We start from the raw sequence: 26882 nt of genomic DNA, 5'->3' as shown, positions 1-26882 counted from the left end.
AATTTTATTTTTCAAGAACCACTTGGCTAATCATTCCTAAAGATTATTTAAAAAATCAAACACTCACTCCCACTCAATAGTAGCAGGCGGCTTACTGCTCACATCATAAGTCACCCGCGAAACCCCTTCCAACTCATTGATAATCCGGTTGGAAACCTTCTCCAGCAGCTCATAAGGCAGGTGCGCCCAGCGGGCGGTCATGAAGTCGATGGTTTCTACCGCGCGTAGCGCGATGACCCATTCGTAGCGGCGGCCGTCGCCGACGACGCCTACGGACTTCACCGGCAGGAACACGGCGAAGGCTTGGCTGGTTTTTTCGTACCATCCAGAGGCGCGCAGCTCTTCGATGAAGATGGCGTCGGCGTCCCGGAGGATGTCGGCGTACTCTTTCTTCACTTCACCCAGAATACGCACGCCCAGGCCGGGGCCAGGGAACGGGTGGCGGTACACCATATCGTAGGGCAGGCCGAGTTCCAGGCCGAGTTTGCGCACTTCGTCTTTAAACAGTTCGCGCAGGGGCTCGACCAGCTTGAGCTTCATGGTTTCCGGCAGGCCACCGACGTTGTGGTGGGATTTGATCACGTGCGCTTTGCCGGTTTTAGAAGCGGCGGATTCGATCACGTCCGGGTAGATGGTGCCCTGGGCCAGGAACTCCACGCCTTCAATTTTGCTGGCCTCTTCATCGAACACGTCGATGAAGGTGTTACCGATGATTTTGCGCTTGGCCTCCGGGTCTTTCTCGCCTTTCAGCTTGCCGAGGAACAGGTCTTCGGCGTCTACGCGGATCACCTTCACGCCCATGTGCTTGGCGAAGGTTTCCATCACCTGGTCGCCTTCCGCTTTACGCAGCAGGCCGTTATCGACGAAGACGCAGGTTAGCTGGGTGCCAATCGCTTTGTGCAGCAGCGCGGCAACCACAGAGGAATCCACGCCGCCGGAGAGGCCGAGCAGTACATGGCGGTCGCCCACTTGCTCGCGCACGCGCTGTACCTGGTCTTCGATGATTTGTGCGGGCGTCCACAGCTTTTCGGCTTTACAGATATCCAGCACGAAGTGCTCGAGGATGCGCTGGCCTTGCAGGGTGTGGGTCACTTCCGGGTGGAACTGTACGCCGTAAAACTGCTTCTCTTCCCAGGCCATGGCGGCAATCGGGCAGCTCGGCGTGGAGGCGGTCACGGTGAACGCGTCGGGCGCTTGGGCCACCTTGTCGCCGTGGCTCATCCATACGTCCAGCAGGGTTTTGCCGCTTTTCGCGTCTACGTGATCTTTGATGTCTTTGAACAGCGCGTTGTCTTCGTCGATCTGAATTTGCGCGTAGCCGAATTCGCGCTGGTTAGAGCCCTCTACCTTGCCGCCCAACTGCTCAGCCATGGTCTGCATGCCGTAGCAGATACCAAATACCGGCAGGCCCATTTCAAACACGCACTGGGGCGCACGCGGGGAGTCCAGCTGCGTCACGGATTCCGGGCCACCGGCCATGATAATGCCGTTGGGGTTGTACTCGCGGATCTCCTCTTCGGTGATATCAAACGCGCGGACTTCGGAATAGACGCCGATCTCGCGAACGCGGCGGGCGATCAGTTGGGTGTACTGGGAGCCGAAGTCGAGAATCAAAATCTTATGGGCGTGAATGTCACTCATGGCGGGGTCTCGGTTAAGCGGTGCGGGTGCCGCTGGTAAGGCCAAAAAGCAAGCGGCGAGCTGTTGTGCCCGCCGCCGTTTTAACTAAAAACGCTGGTTAGCTCACCCGATAGTTGGGAGCTTCTTTGGTGATCTGCACGTTGTGAACGTGGGATTCGTTAAAGCCAGCGCCGGTAATTTGTACGAATTCCGGCTTGGTGCGCATTTCCTGAATATCGCGGCAGCCGGTGTAGCCCATGGAAGCGCGCAGGCCGCCCATCAGCTGGTGAACGATGGCGCTCATCATGCCTTTATAGGGAACGCGGCCTTCGATACCTTCCGGCACCAGCTTCTCGGCACCTTCGCTCTTATCCTGGAAGTAGCGGTCGGCGCTGCCCTGGTTCTGGGACATGGCACCCATGGAGCCCATGCCACGGTAGGCTTTGTAGGTACGGCCCTGGTAAAGCTCGACTTCACCCGGCGCTTCTTCGGTACCGGCCAGCAGGCCACCGACCATCACGGCACTGGCACCAGCGGCAATCGCTTTGGCCAAATCACCGGAGTAGCGCACGCCGCCATCGGCAATCAGCGGAATGTCGAACTCTTTGAGCGCTTCGGCCACGTTGGAAACCGCAGTGATTTGCGGCACACCAACGCCTGCGACGATGCGCGTGGTGCAGATAGAGCCAGGGCCAATGCCGACTTTCACGGCATCCGCACCCGCTTCGGCCAGTGCTTTGGCAGCGGCGCCGGTGGCGATGTTGCCGCCAATCACCTGAATGGCCGGGAAGTTCTGTTTGATCCAACGTACGCGGTCAATCACGCCTTGGGAGTGGCCGTGGGCGGTATCGACGATAATCACATCCACGCCAGCTTCAGCGAGTGCCGCGACGCGATCCGGCGTTTCAGGGCCGGTGCCGACCGCGGCGCCGACTAGCAAACGGCCGTCGCTGTCTTTCGCGGCCATCGGGTAGGTGCGGGCTTTTTCGATATCCTGGAAGGTGACCAGTCCGCGCAGGTGGAACTCGTCATCGACGATCAGCATTTTCTCGATGCGGTGTTCGCGCATCTTGGCTTTGCTGGTTTCGAGATCGGTGCCTTCTTTGACGGTAATCAGCCGGTCGCGCGGCGTCATGATCGCTTCGACACTGTCGCCGTGGTTAGGCTGGAAGCGCATGTCGCGCTCGGTCACGATGCCTACCAGGGTTTCGCCCTCTACCACGGGGAAGCCGGAGAAGCCGTACTCCCGCGCCATGGCGAGCAGGTCTTCGAGTTTGGCCTTGGGGCTCACAGTGACCGGGTCTTTCACAATCACGCTTTCGTGCTTTTTGACCTTGCGCACTTCAGCAGCTTGCTGGGTCATGGTCATGCTTTTATGGATGATGCCAATGCCGCCTTCCTGAGCCATCGCAATCGCTAGGCGCGCTTCGGTAACGGTGTCCATCGCGGCAGAAAGCAAGGGAATATTGAGCGAGAGATTGCGGGTCAGGCGGGTTTTGAGGCTGACATCCTTGGGGAGGACATCGGAGAAGCCGGGAACGAGAAGAACGTCATCGAACGTAAGTGCTTCTTGGGCCATACGTAGCATAGCGGCAACACCCTGATTGAGAGGAAGTGGGGCGTGAAAGGTTAATCGCCTATTATAGCGTTTTGAGGGGTGCTCCAGCAATGCAGTCAGGCTGTTGTGCTTATACCAATTGCTAATGACGTTTAATGTTAGGCTGCTGACTAGACATTTTACGACGCGGAGGGCGTTCTGTTGCCTCAGGAAATCATTGTATATACCGATTATGTTTGCCCCTTCTGCCTGCTGGCGGAAGAGGCGATTGTTCAAGCAACTGACGGTATGGATGTAGAAATCCGCTGGCGGCCTTTTGAGCTTCGCCCTGCCCCGGTGCCAACGTTAAAGGTAGAAGACCCTTACCTGCCCCAGGTATGGCGCGATTCGGTCTACCCCATGGCAGAAAAGCTCGGCGTGCCCATTACGCTGCCCAACATTTCCCCGCAGCCGCGTACCGATAAAGCCTTTGAAGTGTTTGCCATGGCCGAAGAGCAGGGAGTGGGCCACCCCTACTCCATGGCGGCCTTGAAAGCGTTCTTCCAGCAGGAGCGCGATATTGGCGATCCCGAAGTGCTGGCCGATATTGGCGAGTCGGTAGGCCTGGAGCGCCAAGCGGTGATGAATGCCCTGGCCGAAGGCCGTTACCGCGAGCAGCACCAAGCGGCGCAGCGCCACGCAGTGGATGAAGCACGTATTCAGTCGGTACCAACGCTGGTGATCGATGGCGAAGTGATTCAGGGCGTGCCCGACCCTGCGGCGTTAAAACGTTTCCTAATAGAGCGGGCGTAACCCTATGGCCTCCCCCACTCCCCAGGCGCTTTCCGTCAGCCAACTCAACCAGCGCGCCAAGCAAACCCTTGAGCGCGATGTGGGCGAAGTGTGGGTAGAGGGCGAGCTCTCTAACGTTTCCCGCCCGGCGTCGGGGCATGTCTATTTCACGCTGAAGGATGACCGGGCGCAGATCCGCTGTGCGCTGTTTCGCCAGCGGGCGCGGTTTGTCTCGGCGCCGATGCGCGATGGCGATCAGGTCAAGCTGCGTGGGCGTGTGTCGCTGTTCGAGCCCCGCGGTGACTACCAACTGATTGCCGAGGCCGTGCAGGCTGCGGGGCTGGGGGAACTGCTGGCGGCGTTTGAGCGTTTAAAAGCGCAGCTGGAGGGTGAAGGCGTGTTTGCGAATGCCCGACCGCTACCCTTCCCGCCCCGCAAGCTACTGATTTTGAGCTCCGCCACCGGGGCGGCCATTCGCGATGTGCTGGCGGTGCTTGAAGCACGCTGGCCGCTGACGGATGTAACGCTGATTCCGGTGCCGGTGCAGGGTGCTGAAGCCGCTCCGGCAATGATCTCTGCGTTGGCATTGCTTAACCGTCAGGCACGATTAGACCCTGAGCGCGATGTGATCTTGATCACCCGTGGCGGCGGTAGTCTGGAAGATTTATGGGCCTTCAACAACGAGCATTTAGCACGGGCGATTTTTCACTCCCGGCTGCCGGTGATGTCGGCGGTAGGCCATGAGGTGGATATTACGCTGGCGGACTTCGCCGCGGATATGCGTGCGCCCACGCCCTCTGCAGCGGCCGAACGCTTAGTGCCGGACCAAAACACTCTCAAGCGCCAGCTAGAGCATCAACACAGCCGCCTGCAGCGGGCGATGCAGGCACGGTTAGAGCGCGACAGCCAGCGCCTGGATACTCTGCGCGCCAAGCTGCGCCACCCCGGGGAGCAGCTCAATCGCCAGCGCCAGCACTTAACCGCCCTTGATCAGCGCTTGAATCGTGCCATGCAGCAAACGCTTACCCAGCAGAAAGCCCAGGTAGCGCAGTTGAATAGACGCTTGGCCAGCCAGGATATGACGCGGCTGCATCGTGCAGAAAGCGAGCGGGTGAGCCAGCTTCAGCGCCGCTTGGGCACCGCCATGCAGCGCCAGCTCGAAAATCGTCAGGCACGCTTAACCAGTGCTGCACGGGAGCTCAATGCAGTCAGCCCGCTGGCGGTGTTGGGGCGTGGCTATGCGATTGCTCAGGATGAGCAGGGGCAGGTCATTCGGCGTGCGGAAGATACCCAGCCGGGGCAAATGCTAAAGCTGCGCTTGGGAGAAGGAAGGTTGAGCGTGGAAATTAAAAGGCGCTACAAGAAGTAGCGCCTGCGCTGGTTCAGCACTGTATTCGCAATGCTAAGCCATGGTTAGAGAGCTTATTTCTTATCATCCGACTTTTTGTCATCGGAGCCCTTATTGACGTGATGCGTATCCGGCATTGGATTCGCATCATCGTGGTGATCGTCACGCTCTTTAGGGTCTTTTTTATCGTGCTCGGAGGCTTGAGTCATCGTTTTTTCCTTTCGCTGACGTACTAGTCATGTACTTAGTTTCAAGTGCTTAGTTTCAAGTACTTAGGTTCAAGTACTGGATTCAAGTACTGAGATTCATTATTGCCCTGGCCTTCATGGCCAACCGGGCTCCTTGAGTCGCGTGATGAACGCAAGAATGGAGGCAACTGATGTTTCAATAACGCTACTGACTTCCCAATAACGCCACCTCCCATCCAAGCTGCTTTCACTGTAGCGCTTAATGGTTAACTTGCAATGCAGCCACGCAGCGCCCACCCAGTCGCCACTTTCAAAATAACTTTTTAAAAACAGCCACTTGAACATAAAACACATGCTAAAAAGACGCAATTGGGAATACCAATGATGCTTATGGTCTAGCGCTATCGGCCGGGTTTAATTCCTGCGCCTGGCGCTGAGCCTAGGTTCTCAATACCTGGATATTAAATACCTGGTCTTAAATAACAGTGGCCGCATTATGCGGCCACTGGTGTCACGCTCTGCTATTCACAGCCTTTAAGGCGTGTGATTCGTGCCTGAGCCTTGGGTGTTACCGGAAGGCGTGCTCGAGCCCGCCAAGCCCTGGCTATGTTGCTTGTCATCCGCGTCGTGTTTCTGAGGCGCCGAACGCTCGGTGGTGGGCGTTGGGGTGGGTGAACCAGCCGCATCATGATGCTCGCCTTTATAGGACTCGGCTTTTTCATGGACGGACTGTTGCGCCTTGTCCGCTTGCGCTTGCCCGGTTTCGGCAGCCTTATGCATAACGCGGTCGCGGTACTCGCCCATGTACTCATCCTCTTTCTTGGTGGCAGGGAAGATGCCGCCCAGGGCCGCCCCCAGCGCAAACCCAAGTGCGCCCACTACCAAGGGGTGATCCTGAACAAAATCGGAGGCCTGGCTTCCAGATTGGTGAGCACGATGCCCCATGTTGTGCATGCGGTCCTGCGCGCCATGCTGAAGATGGGATGAAGAGTTGCGCATATTATCCCCCATTTGGTGTGCCTTGCTGCCCCATTGCTGGGCGGTGTCTCTGGCTTTTTGGCCTAAGTGCTGGGCTTTACCTTTAGCGCCATCTTTCATGCTGCTGGCGCCCTCTTTCGCCCGGCTCATGCGGCCTTTACCGTCGCTATGGCTCTCTGAACCAGCGGCTACGCCGGAAGGCGTGCTGCTATAAGCGGGCGCGCCACCGTTAGGATGCGTGCCTTCATGCACGGGCACGCCCGGCGAGCCGTGGTCACTGCTAGCCCCATGAGAGGACTGCCCACCGGTGTAGAAACGCTGGTCCATATCCGAGGCGTACTGCTGATGGTTGCGTGACGTATTCGGTTGGCGCTGAGCCAGCATTAGCCAGCCGATACCAGCGCTGGTGAGCAGGAACGGCAAGGGATTCTGCTTAATGGTGGTGCTTAAATTAGACACGAACTCGTTAGCGCCCCCATGGCGAATATACTCATAGGAGGTATTCAACAACTGCTGAGGAGAGAAGCGCTCTTCGATTTCATGCAGGGTTGAATCAAGGCGCTCGCGCGATTGATTGATATCCTTTTCAATCTCTTCAGGACTGCGCTGATGGTCATGATCCGTCATTTCAACTCCTCCTTGACGTTGTGCTGATGCTGCTTCGCCGTGGTCTTGTCGCTCTGCAGGCTATGCATCGTACGGCTGGGCATCAGGTTGCGCGCCTGTAGTTTCTTCTGGCCCGCTTTAAGCATCATCACACCAATAATCGTCACGACGACACCGACGATTAAGGCAGAGAGCCAAGGCGTGGTATCCGCCGGGAGCACTTCGTTGAGCAGAAAGACCAGCGCTGCTAACAGAGTCAAAAAGCCGCCCAGCAAAACCGCACCGGCCATCGCAATCGAAGCAATCGCGCCCATCGCTTGATGGATCTTCTCGGTCATCTCGGTCTTGGCGAGTGCGGCCTCGTTGCGCACCAGCGAGCTGATTTCCTGCATCACTGTCGAGAGCAGCGAACCGACCGATGAACTTTGCGACGTGGGTTTGTTATCCGAATCCATTCTATGCCTCCCTGGCCCTAGCGTTAGGGCATTCCATTTTCTCGACCTGACGAACCCATTGCCCCGTTACCGGCCACGGCGCTGCCTGAAAGGCTCGATGCCTGGCTAGCCGGTGACGCTTGCCCGGCGGGAACATTTTCCTGCATTGGAAGCCCCGTTGAGCGCTCATCGGGCGTATGTGAATAGCCTGAATTTGCATCATCACTATGCGAGTGCTGGCCGTGCGAGTGCTGGCCGGAACTACGCAGAAAGCGGGTCGCTAAAAAACCAGCAGCAATCAAGCCGCCGACAAACAACGCGGGCTCACGACGACTAAAGCTTTGCGCTTCATTGCATACCGTGCGTAAATCTTTATCGCGCAATGAGCTGGAAAACCGTTCGGTGGTATCAGCAAACTTTCTCGCTTGTTTGGAGAAGTAAGGCTGCTGCTGGTTATCGAATTCATCAGCCATTTTTTGCAAAACGCTGGTGAATTTGTGGGACTGTTCTGCCGCGTTATCACGCTGTTGATTGAAGTAGCTTTCAGCCTGGTGATGGGCCGCATCGCTGACTTCATGGGCCGTGTCGCGCCCTTGCTGCTTAAGCGACTCCGTTGAGCGGTTGGGCTGCTTTCCTTGATCGGTCATCTGTCACTTCCTCCTTGTCGTCTCACTTTTCAGCATCCGTGGTGAAACACAATCAGCATCACTACACATCTATTAAGTGCACTTCATTATCGCCACGATAGTTAATAAAATGATGCACTTAGGAAAGAATAAGCATTTAAAGCTAGCGAAATAGCTAGGAAAATCATCCTCCCTAATAGATTAACCACCGTTAAACGTTAAAACACAGCATTATTAAACAGCACTTTTAAAACACGTGCCTATTAATACGTGCTTTTAAAAACGCGTGCTCTTAAAACCATGCTTTTAAAACCATGCTCTTAAAACCCTGCCCTTAAAACATAGTGTGCTTTCTATTAATGTCAATTGCTGAGCGATGCCAATTAGAAAAACGACACTTTCCTTAACATAGGTTATTTATTTTACAGTTTGTCTTTTTAACTTAACGCTTGTTATTGAAATAATCATAACGTACTGAAATGTAAGAAAGTCAGGTCTTTTATCGCGGCTTGCTAGATTCTACGCCTTTGGTCTACCTTGAAGGCTGTGAATGTTCGAGGAACGGATATTCGCTGGTTAATGGCGTGATGCGTTATCAACGTTAAACGACACACATCCGTGCTAACAATGGAGTGACCGCACATGAGTGATCAAAAACAGCCTCCCCAGCATCAAGATAAGCAGCCGGGCGATGAATACGCGATGCGCCCGGAGCCCGAGTATATTCGTGATAGCTACCGCGGCACTGACAAGCTGTTAGACAAAGTCGCGATTATTACCGGCGGCGACAGCGGCATTGGCCGTGCCGTGGCCGTGCACTATGCCCGCGAAGGGGCGGATTGCACGATTGCCTATCTGGACGAAGACAGCGACGCCGAAGAGACCAAACGCTTGGTCGAAGCGGAAGGCCGCCGCTGCTTGGTATTGAAAGGCGACGTGGCGGAACCCGAGTTTTGCCGCGATATCGTCAAACGCACGATGGATCACTTCGGCAAGATCAATATGGTGATCAACAATGCCGCCGAGCAGTACGATTGGGACGACATAACCGAGATCCCCGATGATCAACTGCTGCGCACCTTTCAGACCAATATTTTCAGCCACTTCTACCTGACCAAATCTGCCCTGCCGCATCTCGAAAAGGGCGACACGATCATCTCGACGTCTTCGATCAACGCCTTCAAGGGCAACGCTACCCTAATCGATTACACCGCCACCAAAGGCGCTATTCAGGGGTTAGTGCGTTCGCTGGCAATGTCGCTGATGGATCGCGGTATTCGCGTAAACGCCGTAGCGCCAGGGCCGGTGTGGACCCCGCTGATTCCGGCCAGCTTTGAGGATGAAAAAGTAGCCTCATTCGGCGGTCAGGTACCGATGAATCGCGCTGGCCAGCCCAGCGAAATGGGCCCTGCGTATGTCTATCTGGCCAGCGAAGAGTCTTCCTACATGAGCGGCCAGACCATGCACCTCAATGGTGGCGTGATTTTAAACACCTAAGCGTTTGTTATTCAGATATAGCGCACACTTTAACGGGGCGGCCTTGGGCCGCCCCGTTAATGCGTTTCGTATAAAATCACTGACCACCGAAATATTCCCGTTCGGTAATATTTCCTTCCAGAAAACCTCTCTAATCACTGAAAGTTACCGATCGGGAATAATCATAGCGTTTTGATCACAAATATGGTCTATCATTACCGTACGGTAATTTTATCGGACAGTCGCTATGACCTCCCAGATAGAGAGAGCAAAACGTATTCGCAGCAGTGAAGAGCTTGGCAAGCTAGTTCAACAAACCCGGCGTGATCAATCATTGCTGCAAAGTGATATTGCCGGGCTTGCGGGTACAGGCAACCGCTTTATCGTCGACCTTGAGCGCGGCAAGCCAACCCTGCAGCTACAAAAAGTACTCGATGTTTTGGATCTAATGGGATTGGAAGTGATTATACAGCGCAAAGGGAATCACCATGGCCGCCCATAGCGAAGCGCTTGATCTGTTGCATGAATGACAAAACGCTGGTCGGCTTAAGTAATGATCTACCCAGATCAATATGACTGACTGGCCAAGCTTCTCACCGCCGCCGGGGAATAGCCGTCGTATAGGTATTGAGACGCGAGAGATGCTTATCTGCTTGCTGTAAGGCTTCTAGCGTTTTGGGCCGGTCGAACGCCGCCAATAAACTGCATAGCACTTCGGAGATGGCTAATGCGGGGGTTAGCGTATGGAAAAAGCTATCGCTTTCCGTGGGGCACAGAACAACCTGCTCTGACAGCGCGGCCAGTGGCGACACTTCGCTATCGGTAATGGAAACAATGCCCACCCCCTGCTCTTTTGCCAACTGGGCCAGTTCCAGCGCCCCGGTTGCATACGGTTTGATAGAGATAACGAGCAAGACATCTTCAGAGGTAGCGCGAATTAACGCGTCTCCGCCGGTTCCTCCAGGCCCCTCCAGATGCACCGAACGTTCGCCCAGTAAGGTCATCACATAATGGAAGTGCCAGGCAACGGTATGGCTGGAACGTAAACCCAGCACATACACTTTTCTCGCTGACTTCAGCCTATCGGCGGTGGCTTCCAACCGCCGCAACGAATCGGGCTCACAGAGCTTCGCAAGCTGGGCACTTAGCCCTTGAAGCATGTGTGAGGCGGTATCGCTGACTCCCCTTTCACTGCCTTCATCTACCCGCTGGCGAACCTTGGCCGCGAAGCCATCGCCCCCCTCACGTAACGCCGCGGTATGCTGCGCCCGCAGTTCGTCGTAGCCTGGCAACCCCAGGAATTTGGCCAGCCGTGTCATGGTGGCGGGTTGTACATCGGCATGGCGCGCCACTTCGCGCATGGACACCAGCGCCACGTCCTCTGGATGCTCAAGCACGTAGCGCGCGGCCTGCTGCAGCTGTGCAGACATGGCATCGTACTGGGCAATCATCTGCTCTCTCAGCGAATCGCTCGGCGACATAGTGGTGGGCTCTGTGAAGAAATGGGGGTTGGTTCTGCGAAGCAATGATCTATATGTTTCATACTATATTTAAATGATTTATTTGTTGCAAATCTATTTGTGAGTGTGCCAATCTCATTGTCATGTGAGCTGCTCACTGTTTTGATCATGAGGGAAAGAGGCTATGACGCGTATTCTTCACCGCAGTATCGGCGCGCAGCCGCCCCATGCTGCATCAGCCGAGGGGGTCTATATCACGGATACGGCGGGGCGCCGCTATCTGGATGGCTCGGGAGGTGCGGCGGTCACAAGCGTCGGTCACGCCCACCCGGAAGTTCTGGCGGCCATGCGCTCACAGATCGATAGCCTCTGTTACGCCCACACTTCCTTCTTCACTACCGATGCCGCCGAAGCGCTTGCCGAGAAATTGGTGGATTTGGCCCCGGACGGGCTGGATTACGTCTACCTGGTATCGGGTGGGTCAGAAGCCGTTGAAGCGGCATTGAAAATGGCCCGGCAGTACTTTGTCGAGATCAATCAGGCCCAGCGGCGGCATATCATTGCCAGACGCCAGAGCTACCACGGCAATACCATTGGCGCGTTGGCCACCGGTGGCAATGCCATGCGGCGCCAGCAGTTTCAGCCCATCCTGCCAGAAACCCACCATGTATCGCCTTGTTATGCGTATCGCGATAAGGGCAGCGATGAATCACCCGAGGCCTACGCGGCACGGCTTGCCGAAGAGCTTGAGGCGAAAATTCTGGAACTTGGCCCTGAAGAAGTGATGGCCTTCGTTGCCGAACCCGTGGTCGGTGCCACCTTAGGGGCGGTCGCCTCCGAGGCGGATTACTTCAAGCGCGTGCGTGCCATTTGCAATAAATACGGCGTATTGCTGATTCTCGACGAAGTGATGTGTGGCATGGGAAGAACCGGCACCGTCTTCGCCTGTGAGCAAGATGGAGTCGTCCCGGATATCGTTACGATTGCTAAAGGTTTGGGTGGCGGCTACCAGCCGATCGGCGCGGTGCTGCTATCGGCCAACCTCTACGCCAGTTTTGCCAATGGGTCTGGGTTGTTTCAGCATGGCCATACCTATTTGGGCCACCCTGTCGCTGCCGCGGCCGCCAACAAGGTGGTCGAGATCATTGCCCGGCCGGAGACGCTGGCAAACGTTAATAAAATGGGCATGAGACTGCAGAGCGGCCTTGAAGCGGCGCTCGATGCATCGCCCCATGTGGGTGATATTCGCGGCAGGGGCTTGTTTCGCGGTATCGAGGTTGTCGCGGATAGGGAAAGCAAAACGCCTTTTGACCCGGCTCGCAAGCTTCACGCTAAGATCAAGCGGCAGGCGATGGCGCGTGGCCTGATCAGCTACCCGATGGGCGGCACCATTGATGGCATTCACGGCGACCATATCCTGCTGGCACCGCCTTATATCATTGCGCCTGACGAAGTAGATCTGATCATTGAGCGTATCGTCGGGGCCATCGACGCCGCCATTGCAGAGTAATAACACGACAACTATCTGAATAACGATCTAACTGGAGTTCACCCATGCCACTGTCCCCCTGCCCGCCCATTTCTGACGCCAACTGGCCTGAGGAGATCGCTGACTTACGCGAGGGCTTTGCTGGCGCGCTCAATGTGTATCGCACCATGGCCCATCACCCGGCTTTGCTTAGCGCCTGGGCGCCCTTGCGCCAACACGTCGTTAAGGAGAATGCGTTAGGCCCAGCGCTGACCGAAGTGGTGATATTACGCGCGGCTCTGCGTATGGGCTCCGCCTACGAGTGGGCCCATCATGTGAGCCGGGCGCTCGCCCTGGGGTTCTCCGAACACCGCATTACGGCTATTCGCGGTACACCCGAAGGCATCGACGGCCTTATCGTCAACGCTGTGGATGCGTTATTCGATGAGCGCATGCTGGCCAAGGCGCAGGAAGCAGAACTTGCCGAGGCGATCGGGCGTAAGGCAGTAATCGATCTGATCGCCATGGTGGGTTTCTATTCGGTGCTGGGCTACCTGCTCAACACCTACGACACACCGATCGATGAAGCTGTTCAACAAGAAGCGCGACAACAGCCGGCGATGTTTTCGCTGATGCCGCGTGAAGCTAGTTGATCCAACCCGTTAATCCAGCGCTGTGAATAAGCGCATTACGCTAACTGCTTGACTAACACCTTCGATTTACGCGCGTGATTGTAGGTTTCGCGCTTTAGTGGCGGGAGATCTTCCAGGCTGGCGGCGCGGAAGCCGCGCTCTACAAACCAGTGGGCGGTGTGGGTGGTCAGCACGAACATTTCGTTTAAGCCGCGCTGGCGGGCACGGCGCTCCATGGCTTCCACCAAGCGCTCGCCGCGCTCGCCGCCACGGTAGCTGTCGTGCACGGCTACGCAGGCGAGCTCGGCAATACTGGTATCAGGGAAGACATGCAGCGCGGCGCAGCCGATCACCATACCGTCGCGCTCGATCACCATGTAATCATCGATTTCGTGCTCCAGGCGCTCCCGGGAGCGGGCGACCAGCATGCCCCGCCGCTCTAGCGGCTCCAGCAGTTCCAGCAGGCCGGCCACATCGTTGAGCGTTGCGGGGCGCAGCTGTTCGTAGCGGTGCTGGGTAATCATGGTACCCACGCCGTCACGGGTGAACAGCTCACCCAGTAAGGCGTCATGGTTGTGCCAGGAGAGCAGGTGCGTACGCGCCACGCCTTCCCGTGCGGCGGTGCAGGCGGCCTGTAAATGGCGGGCTAACTCACTGCCAGGAACGGCATTGGTTAAACGCGGCTCGGCTTCTGCTGGCGAGAGTTGGCGCAGCAGTGCGCCGTGCTCATCTTCCAGCCCCTCCGACTCACCGAGCAGAATCAGCTTGTCGGCTTTCAGCGCGACGGCGGCGTGCTGGGCGACTTCGGAGGCGTCTAAATCGAACACTTCGCCGGTACTGGAGAAGCCCAGCGGCGGCAACAGCACCAATGAACCTTTTTCCAGCAGACCTTCAATGGCGCTGGCACGCACCCGACGCACTTCACCGCTGTGGTCGAAATCGACGCCTTCACGCACGCCTAGTGGCTTGGCGGTCACCAGGTTGCCAGAGATGACGCTGAGCTCTACACCGTGCAGCGGTGTGCTGGGCAGGCCCAGCGACAGCCGCGCTTCCAGCCACAGCCGCTGGCGGGCGGCGACCTGCTCTACATGGGCCATCACGGCGCGATCCGCTACCCAGCGGCCGTCGATACGCGTGGGCTCAACGCCCGCGGCGGTGAGCGATTCATGCACCTGGGGGCGAATCCCAAACACCACGACCAAGCGCACGCCCAGGGTGTGCAACAGGGCTAAATCCTGAATCAGTTGCTCCCCGCGGCCAGACGCCATCGCTTCGCCTTCAATTAAGATGACAAAGGTTCGCCCCCGGTGAGCATTAATGTAGGGGGAGGCGTTACGAAACCAATCAACAAAGGGGAAGCGCGTATCCAAGGGCCGCTCTCCGGCAGCAGGTGAAAGAAACATCAGACGTTTACCACATTCAACTGGGTTACTTTACCAGAGCACAAAAAACAGCGGCACCTTCTAATGCAAATCTGCTGAATCTAATGCAGATAAACATGAAGATGCCGCTGTGATGTTCCCGCTCAGGTACTTCTTAACGTCTTTCGAGCCGTGGCGTACTGCGTTTTATAGGCACTGCTTATTAGCTATTAGCCAACCAGTGGTTAGCCGAACATGCCTTTGAACATAAAGAAGAACAAAATCGCAAGACCGGCGCCAGCGGGTAGCGTGATCAGCCACGACATGGCAATCGTGCCGATAACCCGCAGGTTCAACGCCGCCATACCGCGTGCAAGCCCCACCCCAAGAATCGCCCCTACCAGCGTGTGGGTAGTGGAAATTGGCAGGCCCGTGCCAGAAGCCAGTACGACCGTGGTGGCCGCCGCCAGCGTGGCAGCAAAGCCACGGCTGGGGGTAAGCTCGGTAATACCGGTACCCACGGTCGCGATGACTTTATGGCCATAGGTGACCAGACCCACGACAATACCGCCGCCGCCAAGTACCAGTACCCACCAAGGCACCAGCGCAGAACCACCAATTTCGCCGCCGGTTTGCACTACGCTGATCACCGCTGCTAGCGGGCCTACCGCATTTGCCACATCGTTAGAGCCGTGGGCAAACGCCATGGCACAGGCGGTAAAGATCATTAACACGCCGAACACGCGCTCAACGTTGGCATAGCCAAAGTGATCGTTCGCATTGTGCTCAAACTTGATACGACGCTGCAAAATCAAGCCGATGCCCATAATCACCAGGCCCAGCAGTATCGACAGTAGCAGGCTCTGATTGAAGGTTAGATCCAGCCCCACGTGGGATAACCCTTTGGTCAGCGTGACCATCGCAACGATGAAACCGACCAGAAATACATAGCCGGGCACGTAGCGTTTGGCGGCCGTGAACGGGTTGGCATCTTCAAAAATCAGGTGATGAACCGATTTAAACAGCAAAAAGCCAATGGTGCCTGCCAACAAGGGCGATACCACCCAGCTAGCGGCAATCGTGCCGACGGCGCCCCAGTCCACCATGGCGGGCCCGAGTCCTGCGACCGCAAAGCCCACAATAGCGCCGACAATCGAGTGGGTCGTGGAAACCGGCCAGCCTTTCATGGACGCCACCAGCAGCCAGGTGCCAGCGGCTAGCAGCGCTGCCAGCATGCCGTATACCAGCAGCTGCGGATCATCCTGCAACAATTCAGGATCGATAATCCCTTTGCGGATCGTGTTGGTCACCTCACCGCCAGCTAACCACGCGCCTAAAAACTCGAAGACGACAGCGATTAGAATGGCTTGCTTGATGGTGATCGCTTTCGACCCCACCGAGGTTCCCATGGCGTTGGCAACGTCATTGGCGCCCACGCCCCAGGCCATGAAGAAGCCAAACAAACAGGCCAGGATAATGAAGATGTCACCGTGCTGGGCAATAATCTGCATGAAAGGTCCCCTTAGCGGGCAGTCAGGATCTGCAGGCGGCTACCCACGCGCTCGGCGCGATCGGATAGTTCGCCAACCCATTCAATGATTTTGTAGAGGAAGATCACGTCTACTGGCGGTAGCTGGCTCTCAAGCGAGAACAGTTGGCGACGGATCGTCACCTGTTGATCATCGGCTTGGTGCTCAAGGGTGTGCAGTTCACGGATCATGTTCTGCATAACGTCGGAGACGTTTTTGCCAAAGCCGGATTCGAGCAGATCCTTGAGTTCTTCCAATGCCTGGCGGGCTTGGGCAACACAAGCAACACTGGTACGGATGTAATCGCGCATTGCATCGGCCAACTCATCCGGCACGCGCATTTTACGCCCCAACATAATGCCGGTAATGTCACGCACCTTGTTGGCGATCTTGTCCTGCACGCTGATCAGGTCGAGCAGATCAGAGCGCGACACCGGTAGGAACATGGTGTTAGGCAGGTTCAAGCGCAGCTCGGTTTTCAGCGTATCGGCGTCATGCTCTAAGCGGGTGACGTTTTCACGCAATTCAGCCGCTTTGTCCCAGTCATCAGCAAGCGTTGCTTCAAAAAACGGCAACAGCTGGTCGGCACATTCATTTGCCTTGACGATATGGGCCAATAACGGCTGGAATGGCGAGCGGCCAAACATCGAAGAAAAAGGATTGGAGGTAACCATAATGCCTTTTAGCCTGTTTTCGGGAAGCCTGGAAATGGCGGCGCCAGTATAAAGAGTGCGCCCGCCGCCGTCATGAAAAGTTCATAAATGTAATCAAATATTCATTTAAATGTCACGATAACGAGGTGGCGAGCGTCATGAAAAAACCCATCCCTATGGAAGTAGAACTGAAACTTGCCCTTGCGCCAGAGGGGCCTGCCGCGTTGTGTAACCACCCGTTTCTAATATCAAAACCCTCACACCAGCACGCGTTGACCAATACGTATTTTGACACCCCAGAAGGCGATTTAGCGAAGGCGCATATTGCGCTACGCTTGCGCAAAATAGATGGCAAAGTACTGCAAACGGTGAAAACCGCTGGTCAGGGCGGTGGCGGATTATCTCAACGACAGGAGTGGGAGTGGCAAGTTCCTGGCCACGAACTGGATCTGGTAGCCCTTGCCGAACTCCCGCCCTTTCAAGGCCAGCTTAGCAGCGTGCTCAATGCCCTCGCCCCCCAACTCAGCACCGATTTCACGCGGCGCAGCTGGCAGCTAACCGATGGCTTAGTAAACCCAGGCTCAACCAACCAGCGCTGTCATATCGAGCTGGTGCTGGATGAAGGCGACATTAGCAGCGGTGGCTACCGCACCCCCATCCGGGAGGTAGAACTGGAATTAAAGGACGGCGACCCGGAGACGCTGTGGGCATTAGCACTGACACTTTCAAAACAGGTGCCGCTGCGCCCGTCAGATAGCAGCAAAGCATCTCGTGGTAATGCGCTTAGCAATCAGTACTGGCCACTTCCCGAGGCGCACTCCCCGGCAGAGTGGCTGCACCGCGCAACGCTGGCGCTGGACGCCTACCACGACAGCCAGCAGGCAAGCTTTCTAACCGCTGCCCAACAGGCTTTAGCCAACCTCGCCGACCACCCCACGCTGGATGCCGATGCCCGCGTGTACGCTCAGGCGTTACTAGACGGTTTAAAAGCCGACGGCCAGCCCAGCACGGCTTACGGTAACGCTGCGTTGGTACTGGCCCATCGCTTGGCGTACCAAACCGAGCTACGCTAACGGCTTAATGCTATTTAAGGACTGTTTTTAAGGACTGTATTGAGGCCCACTTCAGGATGATGCGATGAATTTAAACCTAACCCCCGGTGCGGAAGGCCTGCGTACCCGCCTGTTCCATATTATTTTTGAATCTGACACACCGGGCGCAAAAGCCTTTGATATCGCTTTGATTGTGGCGATTTTAGTGAGCGTCGCAGTCATACTGATGGGCAGTATTGAGATTTACGCCGAGCGCTACGGCCACATCTTCTTCTACATCGAGTGGGTATTAACCGTACTTTTTAGCTTAGAGTTGCTGGTGCGAATTTACTGCCTGGAGCGCCCTTTACTCTATCTAAAAAGCTTTTACGGAATCGTCGACTTAGTCGCTATTTTACCTACCTGGTTAGTACTGCTGGTGCCGGGTGCCCATGGGTTAGTGATTGTGCGCCTACTGCGGGTACTGCGCATTTTCCGCATTTTGCGCCTGATGGAGTTTGTCGGCGAAGCAAGCCTATTAATGGATGCTCTCAAACGCAGCCTTCGTCAGATACTGCTTTTTTTCTCGGCTATTTTTATGGTGGTAACGCTGTTTGCGGCCTTGATGTACACCATTGAATCTCCCGAAGCGGGCTTTACCAGTATTCCCATGTCGATGTACTGGGCCATCGTCAGCATGACCACGGTTGGCTATGGCGACATTGTCCCCGCCACCGCTTTAGGCAAAGCCATCACGATGATTCTGATGCTGCTGGGCTACTCGATTATTGCCGTTCCTACCGGGGTATTCTCCGCTCAGGTGATTCGCTCAATTCGCGAGGACCGCTACTCCGAGGAAGCCTGCCCCGGCTGCGGGTACGACCGACATGAGAAGCGAGCCCGCTACTGCCTGCGCTGCGGCACTTGGCTAGATGAAGATAGCGAAGACCCGCGTAAGAAAGACGAAAACAAAGACGAGCAGGCAGACCCGCCTTCGGACTAGCTTACTGACGCATGAATCTAGGGCTGGAAGGGCGCGATATCACCGCGCCCTTCGCGGATGATGGTGGGCGGTAGTTCACGCAGGTCGATAACGCTGGTGGGGTCTAGATGGCAGGCGCCGCCGTCGATAATGGCGTCCAGATGGGCGCCAAAACGCTCGCGGATCTCTTCTGGGTCGTTCATGGGCAGATCATCGCCTACCGGAATCAGCGTGACGCTCATCAGCGGCTCGCCCAACGCAGCCAGCAGCGCGTGGGTAATGCGGTGATCCGGCACACGCACGCCGATGGAGCGACGCTTGGGGTGTAGCAGTAAGCGCGGCACTTCTGAAGTAGCATCCAGGATATAGGTGTACGGCCCCGGCGTATGCGCTTTCAATAAACGGAAAACGTCGTTATCCACCTTCGCGTAGGTGCCGATTTGCGATAAGTCAGAACACACCAGGGTGAAGTTGTGCTTGTCGTCCAGAGAGCGCAGCCACTTGATCTTCTCGATGGCTTTCTTCTCCCCCAGGTGACAACCCAAGGCGTATCCTGAGTCAGTGGGGTAAGCAACGACACCGCCTTTACGAATGATCTCAATCGCCTGATCAATCAGCCGCTTTTGCGGATTTTCCGGGTGAATCTGAAAATATTGGCTCATAAAACTGCTCCTTTGAAAGCTCACTCGCTTAGCGCGTACCTACAGCATAGCTGACCTTGGCTGTTGATAACTTATGCCGGCGACTACTTACGCGGCGGATGCTTTAGCCGGCCGCTAACTGGCCTGGGGCTGCATCGCGTAGATGCACCAAACGCGGATGCTGCCATATCGGTGGCGCCGCCGTGCGCGGTACCAAGCTCATACTACCGGGGGCCGCATGGCTGCCGGGGAAGTGAAAGTCACTGCCCAAGGAGGCGTATAACTCACGCTCGACCAGTTGGCGCGCCAAGTCACGGGTGCTGTCCGGGTTCTGCTGGCCGCTGACTAATTCGACCGCTTGCCCGCCCGCTGCCTGAAAAGTATCCATCAACAAGCCACGCTTGCGTCGAGTGAGCCCATGGCGCAATGGATGGGCGATCACAGCCACACCGCCCGATTCCACAATCCAGCCCACCGCTTCGCTGATTTCCGGCCAATGGGCTTTAACATCGCCCTTCTTGCCGCTACCTAAATAACGCTTAAAGGCGCTTGCCCAGTCTGGCACCACTCCTTCTGCTACCAGCGCACGGGCAAAATCCGGGCGGCCCAGGGGGCGGTCGCTGCCTGCGTGAAGGCGAGCTTTTTCTAGGGCGTCGGCTAAACCTACTTTTTCCAGTCGTTCGGCAATGACTTCCGCGCGCTTGATACGCGCCTCACGCTGCTGAAGCAAGCCTTCTACCATTGGCCCCTGCAAGCCACCGGGCATCAGCGCCACCACATGAATATTGACCCCTTGCCAGCGTGTGGATAACTCACAGCCGGGGATAAGGCATAGCCCTGCTTGTTCAGCGGCGCGGCCCGCTTCTTCAATGCCGTCCATGGTATCGTGATCGGTAAGCGACATATGCGTCAGCCCGCGTTCGGCGCACAGTGTTACCAGCTCAGTGGGCGATAGCGCGCCATCAGAAGCAGTGGAGTGCATGTGCAAATCAACCGGGTAACGCTGATCGGCATCAAAGGTATAAGGAAGTCGGGACATAAATGACGCCGTGTGAGCAGTTTGTCAGAATGCGCTTTTTCAGCTGTGAATAAAGTACGCGTAATAGGTAAGATATGGTGCGCGCATCTGCTAGCGCGGTCAATTAACGGTCGTTTTTCATCCCTCTTGTTTTCAAGGAGTTATCCCCATGCTGTATGCCATTATCAGTGAAGACGTGCCCAACAGCTTAGAGCGCCGCTTGGCCGCTCGCCCTGATCACCTCGCCCGCCTGGAAGCGCTGCGTGACGAAGGTCGGATAGTATTAGCGGGCCCTCACCCTGCCATCGACGCTGAAAACCCCGGCGATGCGGGCTTTTCTGGCAGCTTGGTGGTGGCCGAATTCGAAAGCCTGGAAGACGCTAACGCATGGGCAGATGCCGACCCTTACATGATTGCAGGCGTCTATGCCAAGGTAATTGTTAAGCCGTTCAAGAAAGTTTTGCCTTGACCCCAATAGGCGAGTGTGGCGGGTCCGCCCGCTTTTTCACAGAGCCTGTGGAAAACTCTGTGCAAACCCGGCGGACGCTTTGCGCTAAGCCAGAGCCAGTGCCGACGGCGACAAATTGATCATTTTTTAACCACTTCTTCATTAAACGGATATCTGCGTGACCCAACGTACCAATGCTTTGCCTGCCCTCGCGGCGTTAACCACGCCACACCTTACCTGGAACGAGGGAGCACCCCACGCAACCGCATTTGATGACATCTATTTCACCCGTGGCGATGGGCGCGCTGAAACCGAACATGTTTTTCTGGGTGCCAACCATCTTCCCCAGCGCTTTGCTGATTGGAAAGCAGCAAGGCCGTTCGTCATTGGTGAAACCGGCTTTGGTACCGGGCTGAATATACTCTGCGCCTGGGCTTGTTTTGAGCAGCATGCAGCGCCCAATGCGCGGCTGCACCTGTTATCCACAGAGAAGTTTCCTTTTGAGCGTGAAGCGCTGGAACAAGCGCTTAGCGCCTGGCCATCGCTAGCGGCTTATGCACAGGTGCTATGCGCCCAATGGCCTGCCGCCGTGAGCGGTATCCACCGCCTGCACTTAACCGAGCGCGTCACGCTTGATCTGCATTTCGGCGATACCACAGAGCGCCTGGAGCAGTTAGATGGCCAAGTCGACGCCTGGTTTTTAGACGGTTTTGCGCCTTCTAAAAACCCCGATATGTGGCAGCCAGCGCTATTTAACGCCATGGCCGCCCGTTCACGCCCCGGCGCGACATTCGCCACCTTTACCTGCGCTGGTATCGTCAAACGGGGATTAAAAGCCGCAGGCTTTAGCTGGAAGAAAGTGCCAGGCTATGGTCGCAAGCGGGAAATGCTTGCGGGCAGTATCGAAACGCCGCCTGTGGACCAGCGCCGCCAGGCAACGCCCTGGTTTACCCCGCCGCCCGTGGCGGCCGTAAAGCACGTTGCGATAGTCGGTGCGGGGCTGGCGGGCAGCACGATGGCGGCAGCGTTAGCGCGGCGCGGCATTCAGGTAACGGTTGTTGAGCGCGAAGCCCCCGGCGCGGGCGGCTCAGGCAATCGCCAGGGTGCGCTGTATGTAAAGCTGGCTGCCGAGACTAATCACCAGAGCCGTGTTTACCTTGCCGGGCTGCTGTACAGCCAGCGTTGGCTTACCCAACAGCTATCCACACAGCCGTTATCCACACCCCCTTTATGGCAACCTTGCGGCGTGGTGCAGTTGGCGAGCAGCGATAAAGAAGCGCGCCGCCAGCAGCGTTTTATTGAACAACACCCGCTGCCCAGCAACGTTGTCACTGCGCTAAACAACCCGGAGCTAAGCGAAGCAGCGGCCATGCCCATTGATGCACCCCATGGGCTGTTTTACCCACAAGCGGGATGGGTTCAGCCCAAGGCACTATGTGAGCACTTACTTAGTCAGCCAGGAGTGACTTTCCAGCAGGGTGACGTTAGCTCCCTTACCCGCACAGTCGCCGGGTGGCAGCTCAATTTAGACGATGTCAGCACGCTTAATGTCGATCAGGTGGTAATTGCCAGTGCGCATTTGGCTAACCGCTTTGCGCAAACCATCGAATTGCCGCTGCAGTCGGTCCGCGGTCAGATTAGCGAGCTAAAACTACCCGATGGAGTAGCAGGTCCAACCCTCGTGATATGCGCCGGTGGCTACGTAGCGCCTGCTCTGGATGGCGTACTGACATTTGGCGCCAGCTTTGTACCCAATAACGCAACCACCGATGTAACCGCCGACGATCATCAACGCAATATTGATGAGCTGCGTCAGACATTGCCCAACTTAGTCGCCGAGCTGGAAAAAGCCGGTAGTGAATTAACGCCTGAACACCTTCAAGGTCGCGCGGCGGTGCGTGCGGCCAGCCCTGACAAAACCCCTTATGCAGGGCCTGTGCCGGTAGCAGAGGCGTGGCAGGCCGACTATGCGCGGCTAGCTAAAGATGCCACACGCGTGCCAGAGACGCCTGGCGAGCACCACCCAGGCCTGTGGATATCGACGGCTCATGGCTCACGCGGGCTAGCCAGCGCGCCGCTATGCGCCGAGGTGATTGCTTCAAGAATGTGCGATGAACCGATGCCGCTGGAAGCGCCGCTGATCGATCACTTGCACCCAGGGCGACGCATTATCAGCGCGATTATTCGCACTCAGTAGTCGACCTCTTCTTCGTCGTCAGCTATGTCACGGCCAAACGAGCGCCAGCGGGCTAGGGTCATGACCTCGGTCATCTTCAGCTCAAGGTCATGGGCGATGATCAGTTCGTTACGCTCAAGCTGCTTTTTGAGCTCGGCTACCCAGCCATGCATGCCCTCGCCCGTGGTATCGGTAGTGTCGTAACCCTGGCGGGTCACAAACGCCTCAAGCAGCGCATCGAGAGTTTCCGGTGGCAGCATTCTTGCGGGCACTTCAATAAAACGGCTCATTAACTCTGCTCCCACTCTGCCAAACGTTCCATAAAGGTCGCTTCATCGATCACTTCTACACCCATCTGCTCGGCTTTGGTTAGCTTACTTCCTGCAGCTTCACCAGCGACGAGACAGGTAGTCTTCTTCGACACGCTGCCCGCTACCTTCGCCCCTAATGCCTGCAAGCGCGCCTTGCCCTCATCGCGTGTCATACTCTCAAGAGACCCCGTCAATACCCAGGTCTGGCCTTCCAGCGGCGTTGGGCCTTGGGTAACGGCGGCTTCCTGCCAGGTAACACCGGCATCAATCAGCGCGGCGATGGTTTCCTGGTTGTGCGGCTGGCGGAAAAAAGTGTGCACGTGGGCAGCGACAATCGGGCCAACATCGTTGACTGCTTCCAGCGCTTCCAGTTCCGCCGTTTGGACGGTTTCAAGCGTGCCAAAGTGATTAGCCAGGTTGGCCGCTGTGGCTTCGCCTACTTCCCGAATCCCCAGCGCGTAAATAAATCGCGCCAGGGTGGTCGATTTGGCTTTTTCAAGCGAGTTGACCAAATTATTGGCTGACTTCTCGCCCATGCGCGGCAAGCTTTTTAGCTGCTCGACAGTCAAATGAAACAGGTCCGCCGGGGTTTTGACCCAACCCAAGTCGACCAGTTGCACAATCAGTTTCTCGCCCAGGCCGTCGATATCCAGCGCCTTACGGCTGGCGAAGTGCTTTAACGCCTCTTTGCGCTGGGCGGCGCAGTAGAGGCCGCCGGAACAGCGCGCCACCGCTTCGCCGTCAACGCGCTCAATATCCGAACCACATACCGGGCAGTGTTCAGGAAAAACAATGGCCCTGGCATCTGCAGGCCGCTGCTCAACAGTAAGCGTCCATTCCGCGACGTTCTGCCACCCCGCTAAAATTCGCCCTAAAGTAACCTCACAGTTTCCAACACGAGGTTATCGCCATGAGAAAGCACCGCACACCCGACCAGTGGCAGGCTTTGGTCAATCAGCAGCGTGACAGTGGTCTGTCAGCTCGGCAGTTCTGCGAACAAGAGAACATTGGTTACGCGAGTTTCTGCAACTGGCGCAAGCGCCTGTCTGATCCGTCGGCCGATGATTCGGCTGGATCCGGTGAAGCCAGCTTTCTGGATTTGTCGTCACTGATGGACACATCGCAATCCTCCGGCCCAGGCTGGAACATTGTGCTCAGCCTGGGCAATGGCGTTGAACTGCGGCTGAGCCAGAACGGGTGATCGGGCTCGATAGTCAGGCCCGGATCTGGCTGTGCACCGAGCCCACCGATATGCGCAAATCGTTCCGGGGCCTGAGTGCCCTGGTCCGGAATCAGTTGAAGCACGACCCTCTCAGCGGCCAGTATTTCGTCTTCGTCAATCGCCGCAAGACTCAGATGAAGATGCTGTATTTTACGACCACCGGTTACTGCCTGTGGGCCAAGCGCCTGGAGCAGGGGCAGTTCCGGGTGCCATTATCTGCCTCGGGGCAGCGAGCCCTGACCCTGACGGATCTGCAACTGCTGATCGATGGCATTGAGGTGCAGAAATACCGCCAGTTCAAGCGTTTTCGAGGGGTATAGAAGACGGACTTCCGGTATAATATCGGTCATGAATTCAACGGCTTCTGATCCTTGTCCCAATGCATCGTCCTCCTCGGCTCTGGCCGATGAGAATGCACTGCTGCGTGAGCAGGTCCAGATCCTGCAGCGCCAGCTGGACTGGTTCAAGAAGCAGCTGTTCGGCCCCAAGTCCGAGAAGCAGGTGTTTGATCTGCCGGGCCAGAACAGCCTGTTCCAGCCCGATGAAGCACCGCTGCCGGAGCAGCCTGCTGGCGAAGAAAAACGCACCATCAAGGCCTATCAGCGCGGCACCGGCAAAAAGCAGCGGGACGACGACTGCTTGAATGACTCCGGTCTGCGCTTTACCGCCGATGTGCCGATGGAGGTCATTGAGCACCTGCCACCGGAACTGACCGGGCCGGAGGCTGACCAGTACGAAGTGATCGGTAGCAAGACCACCTACCGGCTGGCCCAGCGTGCCTCCAGTTATGTGGTGCTTAAGTGCGAACGCCCGGTGTTCCGGCGAAAGGGGGCCGAGAAGCCGGTGACGACTCTGGCTCCGTTCAACGTGCTGGACAACAGCCTGGCCGACGTCAGCCTGCTGGCCGGGCTGCTGGTGGACAAGTTCCAGTTCCACCTGCCGCTGTATCGTCAACACCAGCGCATCCAGCAGGCCGGTATCACCGTCAGTCGCAGCACCCTGACGAACCTGGTCAAGCGTGCCATCGACCTGTTGCGACCCATCGTGGATGCCCAGACCGACAATGTGCTGCGCAGTCGGGTGCTGGCCATGGATGAAACGCCCATCAAAGCCGGTCATCAGGGCCGGGCCGGCCCGCAAAAGGGCAAGATGAAAACCGGCTGGTTCTGGCCGTTATACGGCGATGCCGACGAGGTGGTGTTCACCTACTCGAACAGCCGTGGGCGTGCCCATATCGAAGAAGTACTCAGCGAATCGTTCAGCGGCACCCTGATCAGTGACGGCTACGCGGCCTATGCCCGCTACGCTGCCGCTCAGGAGAGCGTCACCCATGCCCAATGTTGGGTGCATGGTCGCCGTTATTTTATCGAGGCACAGAAAGATCACCCGGAGACAGTCACCAACGCGCTGCAACAGATCGCCAAGGTGTACCGGAATGAAGAGGCCATCAAAACCCAGGGGCTGACTGGCGAGAAGAAACGCCAGTACCGGTTGGATCACTCGAAACCGGTGGTCAGCGACTTCTTCCAGTGGTGCCGGGATCAGTTGGCACAAGGCGGCCTCGTGCCCAGCGACCCGCTGACCAAGGCCCTGAACTACGTGCTCGGTCGCGAAGCGAGCCTGACCGTGTTCCTGGAAAACCCGGACGTGCAGCCAGACACCAACCACCTGGAACGGGCGCTACGCCCCATTCCAATGGGCAAGAAAAACTGGATGTTCTGCTGGACCGAACTGGGCGCGGAACACCTGGGCATCATCCAGAGCCTGATCAGCACCTGCAAGCTGCACGATATTAACCCCTACACTTACCTGGTGGACGTGCTGCAACGCGTCAGTCAGCATCCCGCCAGTGAAGTGGCGAACCTGACTCCACGGCGCTGGAAAATCCGGTTCGCCGAGAATCCGCTACGGGCTCTGATCGATCCCCGTCATCCGGACCGACAAGCCACGCAACTCACACCGGTGGAGGTCGTCCATGCGCATTGAGGACATGAGCATCGACGAGTTGCTGGAACTGAACCAGTACATCTGCCAGCGCATTGATGAACTGCAAGAACAGGAAACCCTGCAAGCCTTGAGTCGGTTGCGGGTTGGTCTGAAAGTGACCTTCGAAGGCCGAGAAGGACCGGTGTTGGGGATCGTCACCAAGATCAACCGCAAGAGTGTGATCGTGCTGGGCGAGGAAGGCAGGAAACAGTACAAGGTCTCGCCGGAGTTACTTAGGCCTCTGCGTGACGTGAAGTAGGTCAACTACGTCGTAGGATGAACGCTTACGCTCAACATGCACTCTGACTACCTGAGGGATAACATCGAAGTGTCACTCTCTACAATTACATCATATGAAT

At 56.8% G+C, this 26882-nt stretch carries 27 protein-coding genes and 1 pseudogene; 14 read left to right on the top strand and 14 right to left on the bottom strand.

The annotated features are described in order from the left end of the window. Window positions 1-63 precede the first annotated feature (63 nt). Together guaA and guaB are read right to left on the bottom strand one after the other, a co-directional pair. Window positions 64-1641 (bottom strand): glutamine-hydrolyzing GMP synthase, encoded by a 1578-nt coding sequence (gene guaA / locus ACWI0H_RS04045; RefSeq protein ID WP_485874983.1) that lies wholly within the window; start codon window positions 1639-1641, stop codon window positions 64-66. A 97-nt stretch (window positions 1642-1738) separates the two neighbouring features. Next, the gene (guaB, locus tag ACWI0H_RS04040; RefSeq protein ID WP_101147940.1) at window positions 1739-3208 is read right to left on the bottom strand and encodes an IMP dehydrogenase; all 1470 of its coding nucleotides are present in this window, start codon (window positions 3206-3208) and stop codon (window positions 1739-1741) included. A 171-nt stretch (window positions 3209-3379) separates the two neighbouring features. On the opposite strand from guaB, the gene ACWI0H_RS04035 reads away from it, so the two are divergent. Continuing rightward, on the top strand, window positions 3380-3970 hold the full coding sequence (locus ACWI0H_RS04035; protein ID WP_485874981.1) for a DsbA family oxidoreductase: 591 nt from the start codon (window positions 3380-3382) through the stop codon (window positions 3968-3970). A 4-nt stretch (window positions 3971-3974) separates the two neighbouring features. Further along, the gene (xseA, locus tag ACWI0H_RS04030; protein WP_485874979.1) at window positions 3975-5318 is read left to right on the top strand and encodes an exodeoxyribonuclease VII large subunit; all 1344 of its coding nucleotides are present in this window, start codon (window positions 3975-3977) and stop codon (window positions 5316-5318) included. 53 nt (window positions 5319-5371) lie between these two features. Here xseA and ACWI0H_RS04025 read toward each other — a convergent pair whose 3' ends face one another. From ACWI0H_RS04025 to ACWI0H_RS04010, 4 genes are all read right to left on the bottom strand, one after another. Next, the gene (locus tag ACWI0H_RS04025; RefSeq protein ID WP_295710176.1) at window positions 5372-5506 is read right to left on the bottom strand and encodes a hypothetical protein; all 135 of its coding nucleotides are present in this window, start codon (window positions 5504-5506) and stop codon (window positions 5372-5374) included. A 513-nt stretch (window positions 5507-6019) separates the two neighbouring features. Beyond that, on the bottom strand, window positions 6020-7090 hold the full coding sequence (locus ACWI0H_RS04020; protein WP_485874977.1) for a DUF3618 domain-containing protein: 1071 nt from the start codon (window positions 7088-7090) through the stop codon (window positions 6020-6022). Then, window positions 7087-7524 carry a phage holin family protein gene (locus tag ACWI0H_RS04015; protein ID WP_485874975.1) on the bottom strand — a complete coding sequence of 146 codons (438 nt, stop codon included), beginning with the start codon at window positions 7522-7524 and terminating at the stop codon, window positions 7087-7089. The genes ACWI0H_RS04020 and ACWI0H_RS04015 overlap by 4 nt, the downstream gene beginning before the upstream one ends. A 23-nt stretch (window positions 7525-7547) precedes the next feature. Then, window positions 7548-8150, bottom strand: coding sequence for a hypothetical protein (locus ACWI0H_RS04010; protein WP_295710171.1), 603 nt, complete (start codon window positions 8148-8150; stop codon window positions 7548-7550). Window positions 8151-8771: 621 nt separating this feature from the next. Between ACWI0H_RS04010 and ACWI0H_RS04005 the strand changes: the two genes are divergently transcribed. Together ACWI0H_RS04005 and ACWI0H_RS04000 are read left to right on the top strand one after the other, a co-directional pair. Further along, complete coding sequence (locus ACWI0H_RS04005) at window positions 8772-9626, top strand: SDR family oxidoreductase (protein WP_485874973.1); 855 nt, start codon at window positions 8772-8774, stop codon at window positions 9624-9626. 226 nt (window positions 9627-9852) lie between these two features. Continuing rightward, entirely contained in the window at window positions 9853-10107 is a 255-nt protein-coding gene (locus ACWI0H_RS04000; protein ID WP_485874971.1) for a helix-turn-helix domain-containing protein, read from the top strand. A gap of 91 nt (window positions 10108-10198) precedes the next feature. Here ACWI0H_RS04000 and ACWI0H_RS03995 read toward each other — a convergent pair whose 3' ends face one another. After that, a complete protein-coding gene (locus tag ACWI0H_RS03995) occupies window positions 10199-11086 on the bottom strand; it encodes a MurR/RpiR family transcriptional regulator (RefSeq protein WP_485874969.1) in 888 nt (295 codons plus the stop codon). 163 nt (window positions 11087-11249) lie between these two features. Here ACWI0H_RS03995 and ACWI0H_RS03990 point away from each other — a divergent pair, with 163 nt between their 5' ends. Beyond that, the gene (locus ACWI0H_RS03990) at window positions 11250-12575 is read left to right on the top strand and encodes an aspartate aminotransferase family protein (protein WP_485874967.1); all 1326 of its coding nucleotides are present in this window, start codon (window positions 11250-11252) and stop codon (window positions 12573-12575) included. A 44-nt stretch (window positions 12576-12619) separates the two neighbouring features. After that, window positions 12620-13186: a carboxymuconolactone decarboxylase family protein gene (locus ACWI0H_RS03985; protein WP_008959033.1), complete on the top strand. Its 567-nt coding sequence runs from the start codon at window positions 12620-12622 to the stop codon at window positions 13184-13186. A 35-nt stretch (window positions 13187-13221) separates the two neighbouring features. Here ACWI0H_RS03985 and argA read toward each other — a convergent pair whose 3' ends face one another. The 3 genes from argA to ACWI0H_RS03970 all read right to left on the bottom strand — a co-directional run bounded on the left by argA (window position 13222) and on the right by ACWI0H_RS03970 (window position 16729). Further along, window positions 13222-14535, bottom strand: a complete 1314-nt coding sequence (gene argA / locus ACWI0H_RS03980; protein WP_101148038.1) for an amino-acid N-acetyltransferase — start codon at window positions 14533-14535, stop codon at window positions 13222-13224. Between the two features lie 236 nt (window positions 14536-14771). Further along, window positions 14772-16037, bottom strand: coding sequence for an inorganic phosphate transporter (locus tag ACWI0H_RS03975; protein WP_485874964.1), 1266 nt, complete (start codon window positions 16035-16037; stop codon window positions 14772-14774). An 11-nt stretch (window positions 16038-16048) separates the two neighbouring features. Continuing rightward, window positions 16049-16729 carry a TIGR00153 family protein gene (locus ACWI0H_RS03970; protein WP_035564387.1) on the bottom strand — a complete coding sequence of 227 codons (681 nt, stop codon included), beginning with the start codon at window positions 16727-16729 and terminating at the stop codon, window positions 16049-16051. Between the two features lie 137 nt (window positions 16730-16866). On the opposite strand from ACWI0H_RS03970, the gene ACWI0H_RS03965 reads away from it, so the two are divergent. Both ACWI0H_RS03965 and ACWI0H_RS03960 read left to right on the top strand, forming a co-directional pair. Further along, complete coding sequence (locus tag ACWI0H_RS03965; RefSeq protein WP_485874962.1) at window positions 16867-17781, top strand: CYTH domain-containing protein; 915 nt, start codon at window positions 16867-16869, stop codon at window positions 17779-17781. A 64-nt stretch (window positions 17782-17845) separates the two neighbouring features. Beyond that, window positions 17846-18742 (top strand): ion transporter, encoded by an 897-nt coding sequence (locus tag ACWI0H_RS03960; protein ID WP_485874961.1) that lies wholly within the window; start codon window positions 17846-17848, stop codon window positions 18740-18742. Window positions 18743-18759: 17 nt separating this feature from the next. Here the strand turns inward: ACWI0H_RS03960 and ACWI0H_RS03955 are convergent, their stop codons facing one another. Both ACWI0H_RS03955 and ACWI0H_RS03950 read right to left on the bottom strand, forming a co-directional pair. Next, a complete protein-coding gene (locus ACWI0H_RS03955; RefSeq protein WP_485874959.1) occupies window positions 18760-19383 on the bottom strand; it encodes an L-threonylcarbamoyladenylate synthase in 624 nt (207 codons plus the stop codon). Window positions 19384-19486: 103 nt separating this feature from the next. After that, the gene (locus ACWI0H_RS03950) at window positions 19487-20401 is read right to left on the bottom strand and encodes a PHP domain-containing protein (protein ID WP_485874957.1); all 915 of its coding nucleotides are present in this window, start codon (window positions 20399-20401) and stop codon (window positions 19487-19489) included. Between the two features lie 148 nt (window positions 20402-20549). Between ACWI0H_RS03950 and ACWI0H_RS03945 the strand changes: the two genes are divergently transcribed. Further along, entirely contained in the window at window positions 20550-20849 is a 300-nt protein-coding gene (locus ACWI0H_RS03945; protein ID WP_485874955.1) for a YciI family protein, read from the top strand. 157 nt (window positions 20850-21006) lie between these two features. After that, on the top strand, window positions 21007-23025 hold the full coding sequence (gene mnmC, locus ACWI0H_RS03940) for a bifunctional tRNA (5-methylaminomethyl-2-thiouridine)(34)-methyltransferase MnmC2/FAD-dependent 5-carboxymethylaminomethyl-2-thiouridine(34) oxidoreductase MnmC1 (protein WP_485874953.1): 2019 nt from the start codon (window positions 21007-21009) through the stop codon (window positions 23023-23025). Here the strand turns inward: mnmC and ACWI0H_RS03935 are convergent. Both ACWI0H_RS03935 and ACWI0H_RS03930 read right to left on the bottom strand, forming a co-directional pair. Then, window positions 23019-23294, bottom strand: coding sequence for a YheU family protein (locus ACWI0H_RS03935; RefSeq protein ID WP_485874951.1), 276 nt, complete (start codon window positions 23292-23294; stop codon window positions 23019-23021). The two genes, mnmC and ACWI0H_RS03935, sit on opposite strands and share 7 nt — an antisense overlap. Then, window positions 23294-24136 (bottom strand): annotated as a pseudogene (locus ACWI0H_RS03930) (helix-hairpin-helix domain-containing protein); the annotation flags it as partial. The gene ACWI0H_RS03935 and the pseudogene ACWI0H_RS03930, both read right to left, overlap by 1 nt. Before the next feature lie 89 nt (window positions 24137-24225). Between ACWI0H_RS03930 and tnpA the strand changes: the two are divergent. Genes tnpA through ACWI0H_RS03910 form a run of 4 tightly spaced genes read left to right on the top strand, consistent with a single transcriptional unit; the run spans window position 24226 to window position 26782 of the window. Then, the gene (tnpA, locus tag ACWI0H_RS03925) at window positions 24226-24516 is read left to right on the top strand and encodes an IS66 family insertion sequence element accessory protein TnpA (protein WP_172416383.1); all 291 of its coding nucleotides are present in this window, start codon (window positions 24226-24228) and stop codon (window positions 24514-24516) included. Then, the gene (gene tnpB / locus ACWI0H_RS03920) at window positions 24513-24857 is read left to right on the top strand and encodes an IS66 family insertion sequence element accessory protein TnpB (RefSeq protein WP_004578760.1); all 345 of its coding nucleotides are present in this window, start codon (window positions 24513-24515) and stop codon (window positions 24855-24857) included. The genes tnpA and tnpB overlap by 4 nt, the downstream gene beginning before the upstream one ends. A gap of 28 nt (window positions 24858-24885) precedes the next feature. Then, window positions 24886-26523 carry an IS66 family transposase gene (gene tnpC / locus ACWI0H_RS03915; protein WP_172416382.1) on the top strand — a complete coding sequence of 546 codons (1638 nt, stop codon included), beginning with the start codon at window positions 24886-24888 and terminating at the stop codon, window positions 26521-26523. After that, window positions 26513-26782 carry a hypothetical protein gene (locus ACWI0H_RS03910; protein WP_062375866.1) on the top strand — a complete coding sequence of 90 codons (270 nt, stop codon included), beginning with the start codon at window positions 26513-26515 and terminating at the stop codon, window positions 26780-26782. The genes tnpC and ACWI0H_RS03910 overlap by 11 nt, the downstream gene beginning before the upstream one ends. The last annotated feature ends 100 nt before the right edge of the window (window positions 26783-26882 follow it).

Source organism: Halomonas sp. NYA30 (assembly GCF_976980765.1).
This window is presented reverse-complemented; position numbering and strand designations above follow the sequence as displayed.